This window comes from Pseudomonas sp. CP4 (assembly GCF_047758505.1).
Taxonomy (GTDB): Bacteria; Pseudomonadota; Gammaproteobacteria; order Pseudomonadales; family Pseudomonadaceae; genus Aquipseudomonas; species Aquipseudomonas fluorescens_AO.
Window position 1 is genome coordinate 5,964,270 of the sequence record NZ_CP180489.1, and the last position, 15,192, is coordinate 5,979,461.

Consider the following 15,192-nt stretch of genomic DNA (forward strand, 5'->3'; position numbering starts at 1 on the left):
GAATTCGCCGCTGAAAAAACCGCAAGGAACTATCCGCGCGAATATTTCTCTATGTTGGCATCGGTTAGCCAGCGCGGGGCATTGTAAGGCGCACGCCGCCTGATTAGACTGCCCCGAAACTCGTACACACAGCCTTTTCAAGGACTTATATGATCAAGAAATGCTTGTTTCCAGCAGCCGGTTACGGCACTCGCTTCCTCCCAGCGACCAAAGCCATGCCTAAAGAAATGCTGCCGGTGGTAAACAAGCCACTGATCCAGTACGGCGTTGAAGAAGCATTGGACGCGGGCCTGACGGAAATTTCCATCGTTACCGGTCGTGGCAAGCGTGCTCTGGAAGACCATTTCGACATCAGCTACGAGCTGGAAAACCAGATCAAGGGCACCGACAAGGAAAAATACCTCGTCGGTATCCGCAAGCTGCTGGACGAGTGCTCGTTCTCCTACACCCGTCAGACCGAAATGAAAGGTCTGGGCCATGCGATCCTGACTGGCCGTCCGCTGATCGGTGACGAACCGTTCGCCGTGGTCCTGGCGGACGACCTGTGCGTCAACATCGATGGCGACGGCGTGCTGACGCAGATGGTCAAGCTGTACAAGCAGTTCCGTTGCTCGATCGTAGCCATTCAGGAAGTCGATCCGCAGGAAACCAACAAGTACGGCGTGATCGCTGGCGAAATGATCCGCGACGACATCTACCGCGTGCACAGCATGGTCGAGAAGCCAAAGCCGGAAGATGCGCCGTCGAACCTGGCGATCATCGGTCGCTACATCCTGACTCCGGACATCTTCGACCTCATCGAACAGACCGAGCCAGGCAAGGGCGGCGAGATCCAGATCACCGACGCCCTGATGAAGCAGGCCCAGAACGGCTGCGTGATGGCCTACAAGTTCAAGGGCAAGCGTTTCGACTGCGGTGGTGCTGAAGGCTACATCGACGCGACCAACTTCTGCTTCGAAAACTTCTACAAGACTGGCAAGGCTTACTAATAGCATCTGCCTCGTCTGCAAAAGAAAGCCACCTTCGGGTGGCTTTTTCATTTTCCGCCCTTATATGGATGGCAGTGCTTGCCCAATGGGTGACTGCGGGTATGCTGATGGCCTGCCGAGGAGATAGAAATGGCCTACGATTTTGATCTTTATGTGATTGGTGCCGGTTCCGGCGGTGTGCGCGCTGCGCGATTTGCTGCCGGTTTCGGGGCGAAAGTGGCGGTGGCAGAAAGCCGTTACCTGGGCGGCACCTGCGTCAACGTCGGCTGCGTGCCGAAAAAACTCCTGGTGTACGGCGCGCATTTTGCCGAGGACTTCGAACAGGCGTCCGGTTTCGGCTGGAACCTGGGCGAAGCCAACTTCGACTGGGCCACGTTGATCGCCAACAAGGATCGCGAGATCAATCGCCTCAACGGTATTTATCGCAATCTGCTGGTCAACAGCGGCGTGACCCTGCACGAGGCGCACGCGAAAATCGTCGGGCCGCACGAGGTTGAGGTCAATGGCGAGCGCTACACGGCCAAGAACATTCTGATCGCCACCGGCGGCTGGCCGCAGATCCCTGAAATTCCAGGGCACGAACACGCAATCGGTTCAAACGAGGCGTTCTTCCTCAAAGAGCTGCCCAAGCGCGTGCTGGTGGTTGGCGGCGGTTATATCGCGGTCGAGTTCGCCGGGATTTTCCATGGTCTCGGCGCCAACACCACGCTGCTGTATCGGGGTGATCTGTTCCTGCGTGGTTTCGACGGGTCGGTGCGCAAGCATCTGCAGGAAGAATTGACCAAGCGTGGCCTCGATTTGCAATTCAACGCCGACATCGAACGCATCGACAAGCAGGCTGACGGCAGCTTGAAAGCGACGCTCAAGGATGGTCGCGTGCTCGAAGCCGATTGCGTGTTCTACGCCACCGGTCGACGTCCGATGCTGGACAATCTGGGCCTGGAAAACACCGATGTTCAGCTCGACGACAAGGGCTTTATCAAGGTCGACGACGAGTATCAAACCACCGAACCGTCGATTCTGGCGCTGGGCGATGTTATCGGCCGCGTGCAACTGACCCCTGTCGCACTGGCTGAAGGCATGGCGGTGGCGCGGCGCCTGTTCAAGCCAGAGCAATACCGTCCGGTGGATTACAAGATGATCCCGACCGCCGTGTTCAGCCTGCCGAACATCGGCACAGTCGGTTTGAGCGAAGAAGAAGCGCGCGAATGTGGTCACGAAGTGGTGATCTTCGAAAGTCGCTTCCGGCCAATGAAGCTGACCCTGACTGACTGTCAGGAGAAAACCCTGATGAAGCTGGTGGTCGACGCCAGGACCGACAAGGTGCTTGGCTGCCACATGGTCGGCCCGGACGCGGGCGAGATTGTGCAAGGTCTGGCGATCGCTTTGAAGGCCGGCGCGACCAAGCGCGACTTCGACGACACCATCGGGGTGCACCCGACGGCCGCCGAAGAGTTCGTCACCATGCGCACGCCGGTCAGCGCTTAAGGGGCTTTCGCTTTGGCCGAATCTGGGGCTGCCGCAACGGTAGCCGCCAGACGCTGGCTGTCCTCAAGGCTCGCCTGTGCTTTGAGCAATTCCTTTTCCAGTGACTGATTGAGCTGCGTCTGCTCGTCGACGCTCTGCTTGAGTGCCTGGCTTTCCAGCGTCGCCACGCGCAAACGTTCCTGGAGGAGGGTGCGCTCGCTGTCCATGCGCGTCGCCTGCTCAAGCAATTGATCCTGACGCTGATTGCTCTGCTTGAGCTGTTCCTGCAACAAGTTCAGCTCGCGCTGGGTGCCACGGTTTTCGGTAAGCAGGCGTTCGTTGTCGCGGTGCAGCTGAGTGATCTCATCCTGACGCACCAGCGCGCTCTGCTGCGCTTGACGCAGTTCGGCCTGGATCTGCTGGATTTGCCCCTCATGTCGGGCCTGTTCCTGCTCGCGCTGTTCCTTGGTCGCGTTGCGGTAATGCTCCAGCGCATCGCGTGCGTGCAGGTGTTTTTCTTCCAGTGAGCGGATCTGCTCGTCCTTGTCCTGCAAGCGCAATTCAAAGTCGGCCAATGCCTGGTTGAGACCGGCGTTGCGCGTCTGTTCGGTCTGCAGCATCGAGCGGGTGTTGCTCAGCGCTTCGGATTCGCGTTGCAGGGCGGCGCCCTGAATGTCGTGGTCGTGTTCGAGTTTTTCCAGCGCCTGGCGAACCTGTTTCAGCTCGGTTTCCAGTGCTTCGCGTTGCTCCTCGAACTGTTCGCGGGCTTGCTCGATGGGCTCCTGAGCCTGTTCTTTCAGGCGCTGGGCGAGGCGAGAAACGAGTGCGGTCAGTTCGTCATCGATCGGCTCTGCTGACGCTTCTATTGGTTGGGCGCCGTCATCCAGTTCTTTCAGATAGCGATGGATCGTGGTTTTCGAGCCGGTGTTGCCCATTTCGATGCGTACTGCATCGATGCTTGGGTGTTCGCCGCGAGCCAGGATCGCTGTGCGCGCGATTTGCACCAGTGCTTTGGTAATGCCGCCACGGGCCATGTGAACTCCTACGGTTACGTACTGTGGTACATGCCACTAAAGTACGCAGTGTACCATTCTGAAAATATAGGTAAACATTTGAAATAAAACAGGCGGGATATACTGGTATTACCCAATGTCAGGAGGCAAAATGCACATCCGCGCGTTTGAACCCGTACGCCACCGAGAAAACCACCCATGAGTGACATTGATCGATATCTGCAAGCCGCCACCCGAGACAACACCCGTCGCAGCTATCGAATGGCCATTGAGCACTTCGAGGTGTCGTGGGGCGGCTTTCTGCCGGCCACGGCGGACAGCGTCGCGCGTTATCTGGTGGAGCACGCCGGGGTGTTGTCGATCAATACGCTGAAGTTGCGTCTGTCCGCGCTGGCGCAGTGGCACAACAGTCAGGGCTTCGCCGATCCAACCAAGGCGCCAGTGGTGCGCAAGGTGTTCAAGGGCATTCGTGCCCTGCATCCGGCGCAGGAAAAACAGGCCGAGCCGTTGCAACTGCAGGATTTGCAACGCGTGATCGATTGGTTGGAGCAGGAAGCGCACACCGCGCGGCAAGAACAGGATCGCCCGACCTTGCTCAAGGCTTATCGGGACCGCGCGCTGATTTTGCTGGGCTTCTGGCGCGGCTTTCGCAGCGATGAGTTATGTCGTTTGCAGATCGAGCATGTGCAGGCGAGTGCTGGCAAGGGCATCACTTTGTATCTGCCGCGCAGCAAGGGCGACCGGGAAAACCTCGGGCAGACCTATCAGGCCCCGGCGCTGCTCAAGCTGTGTCCGGTGCAGGCTTACATCGACTGGATCACGGAGGCGGCGCTGGTACGCGGCGCGGTATTCCGCAGCATTGATCGTTGGGGCAATCTGAGCGAGGAGGGCTTGCACGCCAACAGCATCATTCCCTTGTTGCGCCAGGCCTTGCAGCGCGCCGGGATTGCCGCCGCGAACTACACCAGTCATTCGCTGCGGCGTGGCTTTGCCACTTGGGCGCATCAAAGCGGCTGGGATCTGAAATCGCTGATGAGTTACGTCGGCTGGAAAGACATGAAATCCGCCATGCGCTATGTTGAGGTCAGCCCATTCCAGGGAATGGCTCGGATTATGGATAAACCGGATCAACCGTAGAGATCGTTTTCTTCTATTAATACAGCCAGCTAATAGCGAAAACAAATCAGCAGTATCAGGTTTGCCAATGAGCCTTCCGTCGAGTGAGTGGGTAGGATTCACCCATCAACTTCATAACCCCTGACGGAGAGTCATCGATGCCTATCATCAACAGCCAAGTAAAACCGTTCAAAGCTACCGCGTTCAAAAACGGCGACTTCGTTCAAGTCTCGGATGCTGACTTGAAAGGCAAGTGGTCCGTTGTGTTCTTCTACCCAGCCGACTTCACCTTCGTGTGCCCAACCGAGCTGGAAGACCTGGCCGATAACTACGCTGAGTTCAAGAAGCTGGGCGTGGAAATCTACAGCGTTTCGACCGACACCCACTTTGCTCATGCTGCCTGGCACAACACTTCGCCAGCCATCGGCAAAATCGAATACACCATGATCGGCGACCCGACCCACGTCATCTCGCGCAACTTCGACGTGCTGATCGAAGAAGCTGGTCTGGCTGACCGTGGCACCTTCGTGATCAACCCTGAAGGCCAGATCAAAATCGTTGAACTGAACGATGGCGGCGTTGGCCGTGACGCTTCCGAGCTGCTGCGCAAAATCAAGGCTGCTCAGTACGTCGCTGCACACCCAGGCGAAGTTTGCCCGGCCAAGTGGAAAGAAGGCGAGGCCACTCTGGCTCCGTCGCTGGACCTGGTCGGCAAGATCTAAGTCTGTGACATGCAACGCAGGGCGGCACGCCGCACCTTCTTAAGTTAGCTGCACCGCCCAATAAAAATGCCCGGGCGAGATTCGCTCGGGCTTTTTTTCGCCTCAAATAAAGGAAATCGCCCGTATGTTGGACGCCAATCTTAAAGCCCAGTTGAAATCGTACCTGGAACGGGTCACCCAACCGATCGAGATCGTTGCATCCCTCGACGACGGTGCGAAATCCCGTGAAATGTTGGACCTGCTGAAAGACGTTGCCAGTCTTTCGAGCCAGATTACCTTGATCGACAGCGGTGACGATGCCCGCAAGCCATCGTTCTCGATCAATCGCCCCGGAGCCGACATCAGCCTGCGTTTTGCCGGCATCCCGATGGGCCACGAATTCACCTCGCTGGTGCTGGCGCTGCTGCAAGTCGGCGGCCACCCATCGAAAGCCAGTGCTGAAGTGATAGAGCAGATTCGCTCGCTCAAAGGCGAATTCACCTTCGAGACTTACTTCTCGCTGTCTTGCCAGAACTGCCCGGACGTCGTCCAGGCGCTGAACCTGATGGCCGTGCTCAACCCGAACATTCGCCACGTCGCCATCGACGGCGCGCTGTTCCAGGACGAAGTCAACGATCGCAAGATCATGGCCGTACCGAGCATCTACCTGAACGGTGAAAACTTCGGCCAGGGCCGCATGGGCCTGGAAGAAATTCTCGCCAAACTCGACACCGGCGGCATCGTGCGTCAGGCCGAGAAGATCAGCGCCAAGGATGCCTTTGATGTGCTGGTCGTTGGTGGTGGCCCGGCCGGTGCTTCGGCGGCTATTTATGCCGCACGTAAAGGCATCCGCACCGGTGTCGCGGCTGAACGCTTTGGCGGTCAGGTGCTCGATACCATGGCCATCGAGAACTTCATTTCCGTGCAGGAAACCGAAGGGCCGAAACTGGCCACGGCGCTGGAAGAACACGTCAAGCAGTACGACGTCGACATCATGAACCTGCAACGTGCCGACAAGCTGATCCCGGGCAAGAACGGCGAGCTGCACGAAGTCCACTTCGCCAGTGGCGCAACCCTGAAAGCCAAAAGCGTGATTCTTGCGACCGGCGCACGCTGGCGCGAAATGAACGTCCCGGGCGAGCAGGAGTACCGCAACAAGGGCGTGGCGTATTGCCCGCACTGCGATGGCCCGCTGTTCAAGGGCAAGCGCGTGGCGGTGATCGGCGGCGGTAACTCCGGCGTTGAAGCAGCCATCGATCTGGCCGGTATCGTGTCGCACGTAACGCTGCTGGAATTCGACGTACAACTGCGTGCCGACGCCGTGTTGCAGCGCAAGCTGCACAGCCTGCCGAACGTCACCGTGATCACCAGTGCGCAAACCACTGAAGTCACCGGCAATGGCGAGAAGGTCAACGGTCTGCGCTACAAGGACCGCACGACTGAGGAATTGCGCGCGGTTGAGCTGGAAGGCATCTTCGTACAGATCGGTCTGCTGCCGAACACCGATTGGCTGAAGGGCACCATCGAGCTGTCGCCGCGCGGCGAGATCATTGTCGACAACCGTGGCGAGACTTCGATTCCGGGGATCTTCGCAGCAGGTGACGTGACGACTGTGCCGTACAAGCAGATCGTGATCGCAGTGGGCGAGGGCGCCAAGGCTTCGCTGAGTGCGTTCGATCACTTGATCCGGACTTCGGCACCGGCGTAAGCCTCAGGCCTGAAATGAAAAAACCCATGAGCGATCATGGGTTTTTTTATGCCTGGCACAAATCCATGTGTAGGAGTGAGCCTGCTCGCGAAAGCGGATTGTCATTCAACGATACGTTGGCTGAACGGACGCCTTCGCGAGCAGGCTCGCTCCCACAATGGATTTATATCGTCAGTTACAGCGGCGCAGGCTGAATGATTTCGACCCAGTAGCCATCCGGATCCTTGATGAACGCCAGGCTCTTCATCCGGCCATCGGTCAGACGCTTCTGGAAATCACAGCCCAACTCTTCAAAGCGTGCACATGCAGCGACGATATCCGGCACAGAGATGCAGATGTGGCCGAAGCCGCGCGGGTCGGTGTTGCCGTTGTGATAGGCGAAGTCGGCATCGTTTTCGGTGCCGTGGTTGTGGGTCAGTTCGAGAATGCCGGGGATCGACTTCATCCACTCGGTACGCGCAGCGGCATCGGCCGGGATTTGCGCTTTATCGACCAGTGCGAGGAAGTACAGGCTGAACTCGGCTTCCGGGAAATCACGCTTCTCGACCAGCGAGAAACCCAGCACACGGGTGTAGAAATCCAGCGACTTGGTGATGTCCTTCACGCGCAGCATGGTGTGGTTGAACACGAAGTTGCGGGTTGCGCTGTCTGGCGTGGCAGTCACGCCTGGAAAAGTGTTCAGTTCGTTGAGGCTCATGGGCCCTCCAATAACAATGGGCGAGTGAATGGGCGCAATGATACGCATGCTGGCCGGCATCGCCAAATGCAACGCGGGCTTGCCCTGCGCGAGGGCGGGGCTCAGACTTTGCCTTCTGTCTACGAGTGCGTCCGGCAATGATCCGACTGTTTAAATCCGTGTTTGTTTGTTTTGCCTTGTCGTCGGCTGTGGCTTTCCCTGTCATGGCCGAACCGAGCATCACTTGGCCGGCGGGCTGGGAGATCGAGGCGTTGCCGGACACCGCACCGCCAGTCTCGCGACAAAGAGCGGTGAAACACGATGCCGACGGTAATCAGGTAATGGTGATGGAGTTGACCACGACCCAAGTAGAGGCGGGGCATCAGGTCAATTTGCAAGGCGTGCTGCAGGAGATGCGCAAATCCATCCAAAAGGATTTCTTTCGTAGCGGCTATCAGAGCGTCTGCAACCGAATTCATCCGGCGGCACTGGCTTCATTGACTGGCTTGGAGACAACCTGCACGGTGACCGAAAACGGTCGACACGTTTTATCCCAAACATTGGTAGTAGCCGTGGAAACAGACAAGGCTTATGTACTTTCATACGCCGGCCAGGCCGACGTTTATAAGGCAAGCGCCGACGACATACAGGCGGCGCGCAACAGCTTGAAACTATAAACGTTCGTACTAACTAGCGATTGCTTGATTGCCGGAAAGGATTAAGCACAAAGTTGGATCCCGTGCTCGGCGCAACATGAAGCAGCAAAATGTTTAGGTGTGATGATTCAGCAACGTTACACAGATGTCGAACTTGTTTGATGAAAATCATTTCATTTGTTAAATATTGTCAATAAAAAAGCCCTGCATCGAGCAGGGCTTTTTTGTTGGCGTCAGATTAACCGCGCAACCACGAATCAACGGTGGAGGCACCGTACTGTTCTTTCCAGGCTTTCAGACCGCGATGGTTGCCACCTTTGGTTTCGATCAGCTCGCCAGTGTGCGGATTCTGGTAAACCTTGACCACGCGAGCGCGACGGGTCTTCGGCGCTGCGGACTGCTGCATACCGGACTTCGCCGGGTTTGGATCGAGGATGGCGATGATGTCTTTCAGGCCTTTGCCATAGGTTTTCATCAGTCCCTGGAGCTTTTCTTCGAATTCGATTTCTTTCTTGAGCCCGGCATCATTCTTCAGCGATTCCAGCTGTTTGAGCTGTTCCTGAAGGGCCTTTTCAGCTGCGCGAAATTCAGCGAGTCTGGACAATATCTTTACTCCAATAGTGTGTTTGGCTGATACCAACCGCAAACAAAGCTATAAGCCAGTCGCCTGGAAGCGACTCGGTGATAATTGGCTCACCTGCCAGTCTGGCTCAGGTTGAAAAAATTGTAGTAGTTAATGCGACAAGAGTAAATCCTGATGTTGTCGCCATGTAACAACAATGACTATTTGTATCAATTTGGTGCGGCTGTTCGGCGGTCCGTGCTAGCTACTTAATGCTGACATAATGTGTCGATGAAATCTGCGGCAGGCATCGGTTTACCGTACAAGTAGCCCTGCAGAAACTTAACGTTATGCTCGGTCAGATAATCCGCCTGAGCCTGCGTTTCGACACCTTCGGCAACAATACCCAAGTCCAGTTTCGCGGACAGCTCGATGATGGAATCGAGAATATGCCTCGATAACGCGTCTATTCCGATCATGGCCACGAAGCTCTGATCGATTTTCAGAAAGTCGACATTGAAGGTGCGCAGATAACCAAGGCTCGAGTGCCCCGTACCGAAGTCGTCGATCGCGATTTTTACACCCAATGCGTGCAACTGCTCGAAGAGCTGCAAAGTGATGTCGTTCGGCTCGATCAGCTCGCGCTCGGTCAGTTCCAGCACCAGCTCCACGCTGCCTGGCTCAAATGCTGCCAGAAGATCGCGACAGTCCTCAACCAGCTCCAGGTCCTGGCAATGGCTGGCAGTGATGTTGATGCCTATATGAAACGGTTTGTCGAAGGTTGCCGTTTGTGGGCCCAGCAGGACGGCCGTCTGTTGCATCAGAGAGCGGGTCATGGGCACGATCAACCCGGAGTGCTCGGCAAACGGAATGAAGAGATCCGGACGCACCAGCCCCTCTTTCGGATGATTCCAGCGCATCAGTACTTCGGCGCCGGACCATCGCTTGGTGTCGGCGTGAACCACCGGTTGGAAGTACGCAATGAACTCGCCGGCTTCCAGCGCGCGCAGCATTTCGTGGCTGGGCGAGGTTGAGCGTTTCTGCACGAAGTGGCCAATGGCACCGGAAACTGCGCCGAAGAAAATCAACAGGCTGAACAGGGGTGGATACTCAGCCGCCATGTAACGCCAGGTTTCACCCTCGTGGTAACCAGCCGAGACGCTGAAGCCATAACGCGCGGATTCCAGCACGCTATGCGCTACCGGCAATGCCGGCAGCGGCCCCTGGTGAACTTGGCCGTCGGCGGTCAGCCAGTTATCGCCCACTTGCAACATCAGTAACGTCTGGCGGCCGATCAGGCGCAGGATATTGCTCAGGTGATAACCATCAAGGGTGGTCAGTGCGCCACCAGGACCGTCGCTGAGACGATAGATAAGCAATGCCGTATCGGGTGTCACCGGATTGCCATTCATCAGCCATAGTTTGCCCTCGTGGTAGTCCCCGGCATTGACAGCTTCCTTGAACTGGCCGAACAGTGAGCTGCAATAGAGATTGTTCTCCCAGACCAGATTGGTCGAGCGCACGAAAGGGCGACGGGTCACCTGTTCGCGCAAGGCCAGTTTGACTTCTTCACAGTCTTTCCCCGCTAACGGCAACAGGATTCGCGCCGCCTCGGCGGTGTTGTCGAGCATCAGCTCGAACTGGCGTAAAGCTTGCTCGGCAGTTTGCGCAGCGCTTTGCTCCAGAGTGCGTTCGGCCTGCATATAGAGGATCGCACTGCCCAGCACGATTGGCAGCAGACCGCTGAGCAAGGTGACGACGATGCGGGTGCTGCGCTTGCGGCGGGATCTTGCAGTCAGCGGCATGGATACATCCTGTGGCTTCGGAATCGGGCCCTCGGTAAACAATCGAGCCAGAGGGATAATAGATGGCAGATGGCTCTTGTGCCGTACGCACAAAAAGGGATTTTATACAGAGGGCAGACAGGCATGGTTACGCTGTGTAGAATCGGGTTACGCATACAATAATAATCGTCTTCTGGCAGCAGAAGCCTCGCCCGCAAGAGCTTTGGGTCGACAATGAAGATATTCGGGTTTCAACTGATCTACGGAGACTTCCTCGCCCGCAGCGTGCGTGGCATCTCCTGCGCGCCTCCTTGCACATCACTTTCCTGACAAATAACCCTGGTTAATTGATAAGAAATGATGAGGCGTCACCATGGCAGATTTATACGAAAATCCAATGGGCCTGATGGGCTTTGAGTTCATCGAGTTCGCAGCGCCGACTCCCGGCACCCTGGAACCGATCTTCGAGATCATGGGCTTCACCAAGGTCGCGACCCACCGCTCCAAGAACGTGCACCTGTATCGTCAGGGCGCGATCAACCTGATCCTCAACAACGAACCCAACAGCGTCGCCTCGTACTTCGCTGCCGAACACGGTCCGTCCGTTTGCGGCATGGCGTTCCGCGTCAAGGATTCGCAGAAAGCCTATTCCCGCGCGCTCGAACTCGGCGCTCAGCCGATCCACATCGAAACCGGTCCGATGGAGCTGAGCCTGCCGGCGATCAAAGGCATTGGCGGCGCGCCGCTGTACCTGATCGACCGTTTCGGCGAAGGCAGCTCGATTTACGATATCGACTTCGTATTTATCGAAGGCGTTGATCGCAATCCGGTCGGCGCCGGCCTGAAGATCATCGACCACCTGACCCACAACGTGTATCGCGGTCGCATGGCCTATTGGGCGAACTTCTACGAGAAGCTGTTCAACTTCCGTGAAATCCGTTACTTCGACATCAAGGGCGAATACACCGGCCTGACGTCCAAAGCCATGACCGCACCGGACGGCATGATCCGCATCCCGCTCAACGAAGAGTCGTCCAAGGGCGCCGGGCAGATCGAAGAGTTCCTGATGCAGTTCAACGGCGAAGGCATCCAGCACGTTGCGTTCCTCACCGATGACCTGATCAAAACTTGGGATCAGTTGAAGAAAATCGGTATGCGCTTCATGACCGCGCCACCGGACACCTACTACGAAATGCTCGAAGGGCGCCTGCCGAATCACGGCGAGCCGGTTGACCAGTTGCAGTCGCGCGGTATCCTGCTCGACGGCGCGTCGGAGCAGGGCGACAAGCGTCTGCTGCTGCAGATTTTCTCGGAAACCCTGATGGGCCCGGTGTTCTTCGAGTTCATCCAGCGCAAAGGCGACGATGGTTTCGGCGAAGGCAACTTCAAGGCGCTGTTCGAATCGATCGAGCGTGACCAGGTGCGTCGTGGTGTGCTGACCACCGAGTAATTCGCACCGGAAATAAAAAATCCCGGCCTGCAGAGATGCAGGGCCGGGATTTTTTTGCTTCATACAAAACCTGTGGGAGCGAGCCTGCTCGCGAATGCGGTCTTTCATTCAACAGTCATGTTGACTGGTCTGACGACTTCGCGAGCAGGCTCGCTCCCACATTTGTCTTGTGTTGCATTCAAGAGCGTCGTTGGCGCGTCAAGTGTTTGAAGCCCTCGAAAACCAGCACCACCACCGCCAGCCAGATGGGGATGTAGGTCAGCCATTCTCCCGGCTTGATGCTTTCCCCCAACAACAACGCCACCGCGAGCAACAACACCGGTTCCACATAACTCAACAAACCAAACAGACTGAACGGCAACAGGCGGCTGGCGATGATGTACACCACCAGTGCCGAGGCACTGATCAGGCCGAGCAGCGGAATCAGCCACATCAGCCCCGGATATTGATCGAACACCGCCAGCCCTTGTTCACCACCTTGCACAAGCCAGTAGGCGATGGGCAGCATCAGGGTCATGTCGACCCACAGGCCACCCAGGTTGTCGGTCTTCAGGTATTTGCGCAGCACGAAGTACAGCGGATAACCGACCACGACCACCAGTGTCGCCCAAGAAAAGCCGCCAACCTGATACAACTCGTTCACCACGCCGAGGCTGGCGAAAAACACTGCGATTTTCTGCAGATAAGACAGGCTCTCGCCGTAGGCAATCCGCCCGGTCAGCACCATCGCCAGTGGCAACAGGAAATAGCCCAGCGACACATCCAGGCTGTAGCCATTGAGCGGCGCCCACATAAATAGCCACAGCTGTACGCCGAGCAGGGCGGACGAAACCAGCAGCCCGGCGATCAGTTTTGGCCTGGCCGCCATCAATCGGAACAGCTCCAGCACCCGCCGCCATTCCCCGGACACCAGCATGAACAAGGTCATGCACGGCACGGTCAGGAGCATGCGCCAGCCGAAGATTTCCACGCCGCTCAGAGGCGTCAGCAGCGACGTGTAGTAATACATGACGGCAAACAGCACCGAGGCCGAAACCGATAAAGCGATACCTTTAGACAAACTGCCCTCGCGGCGTGAAGGTGAACGGGGCGCGCAGGATACGTGGTTTTTGTGCTGAATATTGAGCGCATGCTCATTATTCGAAACATCTCGCGCTCATTCGGTCGTGCGAACCTCGTCAAAAGATGCTGGCAGTTGCAGCATAGATGGCAAATGGACCGGCGTTAGTGGTCGCCGCCTGGATTGCTCTTGAATGGATTGCCAAAGTGCTCGAGGTACAGCTCACCGAATTTGTACGAGGCGTAATCGGACACGTGGCCGATGTCGCGGTACACCGGCACGCCATCGACGCTGGTCAGGCACGTACCGTCCTGGCATTGCACTTTTTTTGGATCAAGGACGATCAATTGTGGATATTCAACCTGCAGCTCGCCGAAAAGTCTGGTCAGGAAGGGATCCTCAAGGCCTGACCATGTCACCGCAGCACATGAACGGCTTTGTTCAGCGCTGCCGAGCATCCCGCGCAACTTGACCTGTCTGAGCAGGCATTCGTTGATTCTGGCGGGCATGGGCAATGTACTCATCAGCACAATCGGCGTGGCACCCGAGTCGACGATGATGTCCAGTGCCTGGCGAACCGCTACCTCAAGTCGTTGCTGCGTCAGTTCCAGGCTGCGTGGGTCATCAGGCTTGGTGACAATCGTCGCGGTGAGGTACGCCTCCCAGAACTGGCCGATGATCACATACTGGAAATGGCTGTCCGCAATCAGGTCGTAATAGCGTTGGGCAGCCGTATGGCACTTTTCATAAAGCGCGTTTTTGGCCTTGTACCAGTCGTAGAGATAGATGCCGGGCAAGGTCAGACAGGCCGGATAACCTTGGGCAAGAACCGACAGGCCGGCATCCTTGGCCAGCGTCTCGACAAATCCCCAATAGTGATTCGAATAGGAATCTCCGATCAGCAAAGCCTGCGACTCGGCCAGCGGAGCGCCCAGGACGCAGTCAGGATCAACCTTTTCGCTGTTACCCAGGCAATCCTCACGATGGCTCGGTACGTACGCCTTTAACGTGCTGAACATCGCGATCGAATCTTCACCAAAACGGTTCGGCCATCCGTCATGATTCCTGCCGGCGGAGTGAAGCAGAGACAGGCCGATGGCGGGCAGCAGCATCAACAGCAGTACGGTCTTTCCGAATCCGGCCCGAACCTTGCGAAACCTGTTTTCGATAAGCCAGAAGGAGAGGTAGCCCATCGCGAACGTGGCGGCGAAATAGCTGACTGTCACCGCTGGGCTCAGATCGACGCCCAGGTAGGCCAGCACCGCCAGAATCGGCCAATGCCACAGATACAGCGAGTAGGAAAGCGTGCCAATGAACACCAGCGGTTTGAATGCAAGGACATCCGAGGTGATGCTCACATTACCTATGCCGCGAACCAGCAGCAGCGCCGTGGCGACGCATACCGCGACCGCATGATAGTTGGGGAATCCGCTGAGGATATCGTCCTGGACCGCACAATAGGCGATCGTGACCAGTGCAACCGCGCAAATGAGCGAAGCGCTGGCACGACTCAGGCGAAACCTGTCCGCGCTGAACATGACGGCGCACGACCCCATCATCAATTCGAAGATGCGCGCGGTAAAAAAGTAATAGTTCAGGTCGGGAGCGACCTGCGACAAGTACAGCGCCATCGCCGTGGCTGCAAGGGTCAAACCCAGCACTGCGCTGCTCAAAGCCCGTTTCGCCACATAGCGATGCAGCAGCCAGATACCCAACGGTAGCAGCAGGTACCACTGCCATTCGATCGCCAGCGACCAGGTGTGCAACAGCGGAAGACTGGCGGCATCGGGCGTGGCGTAACCAGAAGTCACCTTGGAAAAATACTGGTTGGAAATCAGTAATGAGGTGTACTTTTCGCTTTTCAGGAAGTCGACGTAGTCATCGGGCAGATAAAGCAGTGTGGTAACCAGCAAGGTCACAACCAACAGCGCAACAACGGCCGGTTGCAAGCGCCAGATGCGCCTGACGTAAAACCCCTTGAAGCTGAACGTGCCGTTCTCCAGCGACTTC

General features: G+C 56.9%; 13 protein-coding genes. 7 read left to right on the plus strand and 6 right to left on the minus strand.

Annotated features, from left to right (window positions below):
• The first annotated feature begins 149 nt into the window (after nucleotides 1-149).
• Nucleotides 150-989, plus strand: coding sequence for a UTP--glucose-1-phosphate uridylyltransferase GalU (galU, locus tag ACMYUN_RS26955; protein WP_024013124.1), 840 nt, complete (start codon nucleotides 150-152; stop codon nucleotides 987-989).
• Between the two features lie 129 nt (nucleotides 990-1,118).
• Nucleotides 1,119-2,477: a glutathione-disulfide reductase gene (gene gorA, locus ACMYUN_RS26960; protein WP_415762316.1), complete on the plus strand. Its 1,359-nt coding sequence runs from the start codon at nucleotides 1,119-1,121 to the stop codon at nucleotides 2,475-2,477.
• Here gorA and ACMYUN_RS26965 read toward each other — a convergent pair.
• Nucleotides 2,474-3,490: a DNA-binding protein gene (locus ACMYUN_RS26965; protein WP_415762317.1), complete on the minus strand. Its 1,017-nt coding sequence runs from the start codon at nucleotides 3,488-3,490 to the stop codon at nucleotides 2,474-2,476. The genes gorA and ACMYUN_RS26965 overlap by 4 nt on opposite strands.
• A 177-nt stretch (nucleotides 3,491-3,667) precedes the next feature.
• Here ACMYUN_RS26965 and ACMYUN_RS26970 point away from each other — a divergent pair, with 177 nt between their 5' ends.
• The 3 genes from ACMYUN_RS26970 to ahpF all read left to right on the plus strand — a co-directional run bounded on the left by ACMYUN_RS26970 (nucleotide 3,668) and on the right by ahpF (nucleotide 6,994).
• Nucleotides 3,668-4,606, plus strand: a complete 939-nt coding sequence (locus tag ACMYUN_RS26970) for a site-specific integrase (RefSeq protein WP_415762318.1) — start codon at nucleotides 3,668-3,670, stop codon at nucleotides 4,604-4,606.
• Nucleotides 4,607-4,743: 137 nt separating this feature from the next.
• A complete protein-coding gene (ahpC, locus tag ACMYUN_RS26975; protein ID WP_016774916.1) occupies nucleotides 4,744-5,307 on the plus strand; it encodes an alkyl hydroperoxide reductase subunit C in 564 nt (187 codons plus the stop codon).
• A gap of 124 nt (nucleotides 5,308-5,431) precedes the next feature.
• Entirely contained in the window at nucleotides 5,432-6,994 is a 1,563-nt protein-coding gene (gene ahpF, locus ACMYUN_RS26980) for an alkyl hydroperoxide reductase subunit F (RefSeq protein ID WP_415762319.1), read from the plus strand.
• A gap of 175 nt (nucleotides 6,995-7,169) precedes the next feature.
• Here the strand turns inward: ahpF and gloA are convergent, their stop codons facing one another.
• Nucleotides 7,170-7,691, minus strand: a complete 522-nt coding sequence (gloA, locus tag ACMYUN_RS26985; RefSeq protein WP_039762746.1) for a lactoylglutathione lyase — start codon at nucleotides 7,689-7,691, stop codon at nucleotides 7,170-7,172.
• A gap of 137 nt (nucleotides 7,692-7,828) precedes the next feature.
• On the opposite strand from gloA, the gene ACMYUN_RS26990 reads away from it, so the two are divergent.
• Nucleotides 7,829-8,347: a DUF4946 domain-containing protein gene (locus ACMYUN_RS26990; RefSeq protein WP_415762321.1), complete on the plus strand. Its 519-nt coding sequence runs from the start codon at nucleotides 7,829-7,831 to the stop codon at nucleotides 8,345-8,347.
• A gap of 217 nt (nucleotides 8,348-8,564) precedes the next feature.
• Here the strand turns inward: ACMYUN_RS26990 and ACMYUN_RS26995 are convergent, their stop codons facing one another.
• Complete coding sequence (locus ACMYUN_RS26995) at nucleotides 8,565-8,930, minus strand: histone-like nucleoid-structuring protein, MvaT/MvaU family (RefSeq protein WP_415762322.1); 366 nt, start codon at nucleotides 8,928-8,930, stop codon at nucleotides 8,565-8,567.
• 227 nt (nucleotides 8,931-9,157) lie between these two features.
• Entirely contained in the window at nucleotides 9,158-10,693 is a 1,536-nt protein-coding gene (locus ACMYUN_RS27000; protein WP_415762323.1) for an EAL domain-containing protein, read from the minus strand.
• A gap of 352 nt (nucleotides 10,694-11,045) precedes the next feature.
• Between ACMYUN_RS27000 and hppD the strand changes: the two genes are divergently transcribed.
• Entirely contained in the window at nucleotides 11,046-12,122 is a 1,077-nt protein-coding gene (gene hppD / locus ACMYUN_RS27005) for a 4-hydroxyphenylpyruvate dioxygenase (protein ID WP_415762324.1), read from the plus strand.
• A 178-nt stretch (nucleotides 12,123-12,300) separates the two neighbouring features.
• Here the strand turns inward: hppD and rarD are convergent, their stop codons facing one another.
• Both rarD and ACMYUN_RS27015 read right to left on the minus strand, forming a co-directional pair.
• Entirely contained in the window at nucleotides 12,301-13,182 is an 882-nt protein-coding gene (gene rarD, locus ACMYUN_RS27010) for an EamA family transporter RarD (protein WP_415762325.1), read from the minus strand.
• A gap of 164 nt (nucleotides 13,183-13,346) precedes the next feature.
• Nucleotides 13,347-15,192: acyltransferase family protein (locus tag ACMYUN_RS27015; RefSeq protein ID WP_415762326.1), on the minus strand; the 1,846-nt coding region annotated here is incomplete at its 5' end.

Bases quoted from the DNA above. Each gene is read 5' to 3' on its own strand.
- galU (WP_024013124.1), top strand. From the start codon at position 150: ATGATCAAGAAATGCTTGTTTCCAGCAGCCGGTTACGGCACTCGCTTC.
- gorA (WP_415762316.1), top strand. From the start codon at position 1,119: ATGGCCTACGATTTTGATCTTTATGTGATTGGTGCCGGTTCCGGCGGT.
- ACMYUN_RS26965 (WP_415762317.1), bottom strand. From the start codon at position 3,490: ATGGCCCGTGGCGGCATTACCAAAGCACTGGTGCAAATCGCGCGCACA.
- ACMYUN_RS26970 (WP_415762318.1), top strand. From the start codon at position 3,668: ATGAGTGACATTGATCGATATCTGCAAGCCGCCACCCGAGACAACACC.
- ahpC (WP_016774916.1), top strand. From the start codon at position 4,744: ATGCCTATCATCAACAGCCAAGTAAAACCGTTCAAAGCTACCGCGTTC.
- ahpF (WP_415762319.1), top strand. From the start codon at position 5,432: ATGTTGGACGCCAATCTTAAAGCCCAGTTGAAATCGTACCTGGAACGG.
- gloA (WP_039762746.1), bottom strand. From the start codon at position 7,691: ATGAGCCTCAACGAACTGAACACTTTTCCAGGCGTGACTGCCACGCCA.
- ACMYUN_RS26990 (WP_415762321.1), top strand. From the start codon at position 7,829: ATGATCCGACTGTTTAAATCCGTGTTTGTTTGTTTTGCCTTGTCGTCG.
- ACMYUN_RS27000 (WP_415762323.1), bottom strand. From the start codon at position 10,693: ATGCCGCTGACTGCAAGATCCCGCCGCAAGCGCAGCACCCGCATCGTC.
- hppD (WP_415762324.1), top strand. From the start codon at position 11,046: ATGGCAGATTTATACGAAAATCCAATGGGCCTGATGGGCTTTGAGTTC.